General features: G+C 42.6%; 1 protein-coding gene and 1 pseudogene. One reads left to right on the top strand and one right to left on the bottom strand.

Annotated elements, in window-relative coordinates:
* Window positions 1-120: pseudogene (locus AB4496_RS28775) on the top strand (DsbA family protein); the annotation flags it as partial.
* Window positions 121-269: 149 nt separating this feature from the next.
* Here the strand turns inward: AB4496_RS28775 and AB4496_RS28770 are convergent.
* On the bottom strand, window positions 270-1,102 hold an 833-nt coding region (locus tag AB4496_RS28770), incomplete at its 5' end, for an HD-GYP domain-containing protein (RefSeq protein ID WP_372133516.1).

Genomic DNA, 1,102 nt, shown 5'->3' with positions numbered 1-1,102 from the left:
CACCAAGCCTTTAGCGCTCTAGGTTTAACCGGCACTCCAACCATGATGATGAACGGAAATGTTTTACCGGGATATGTGCCTTACGACCGACTAAAAGATATCGTGGATGATGCTTTTTAATCGAGCGTAGATAGAGATAAAGACTAGAAAGAGAAGTGAATAAAAGCCGACTCGCGCAACACCCAGTCGGCTTTTTCATTGTTTGAATAAAGTAGATAGTCCATTTACCTTAAATTTAAAGGTGAGTTGAATCCTAAAAACGACCAAAGTTAAAACGCGTACATTCTTTTGTCCGTCGATAGTTCAAAACAGTACTCTGCGTGTTTTCTAAGGCATTCAAACACTTCTCGATCCAACTTATAACTATCAACTTGGTCCGTTAATATCGCTAGAGTTTCTTCCAGTGTCATACCTTTACGATAAGGGCGAGACTGGGTTAATGCTTGGAATACATCGACTACAGCAACAATTCTACTGGGTTGATCTAAATCTTCAGCCGTTTTACCCATCGGATAGCCTGAACCATCTAACCTTTCATGGTGGTCGGAAGCCCACTGACACACCTGAGGCGAACTAAACAACTCCTGCAGCGCGAATCGAGTATCTGTCGCATGGCGTTTAATACAACAGTATTCTTCGTCAGTGAGCAAATCTGGCTTATGAAGAATGTCACCAGGGGTTTGCAGTTTGCCAATATCGTGAACTAAACCAGCCAAATAGAGCTTTCTCTGCGTTGTGTGAGAATAACCAAGTTGTTTAGCTAAATATTCAGAAAGTTGCCCTACCTTCAACGAGTGCTTGAAAGTGAACGAGCTTTTCGTATCAACGACATTAGCAATAAACTCGGCAAAGGCGACTGTCTCATCCAGCGACATTTGCTGAGAGAAAAAGGGTACAGGTTCAAAGTTATCTCTCATATTCTCGATGTAAGGGGTCTCCATCGAGAACCAAAAATCATCCAGATCAACCAACTCACACATGTGCTGTACAAGATTGGTTTCGAACATCTCGTCCGCTTGCTCAGTCAAACGTCCAATAATGCTCGCTTTACCGTCTGGGGTTAGGTTCCCATAACGATCAGAAGCTGTTATGCCATATAGAT

The sequence above is a fragment of the Vibrio sp. 10N.222.46.A1 genome, assembly GCF_041473595.1.
Taxonomy (GTDB): Bacteria; Pseudomonadota; Gammaproteobacteria; order Enterobacterales; family Vibrionaceae; genus Vibrio; species Vibrio tasmaniensis_A.
The sequence above is the reverse complement of the archived record's forward strand: the minus strand, read 5'-3'. Positions and strand labels throughout refer to the sequence as shown.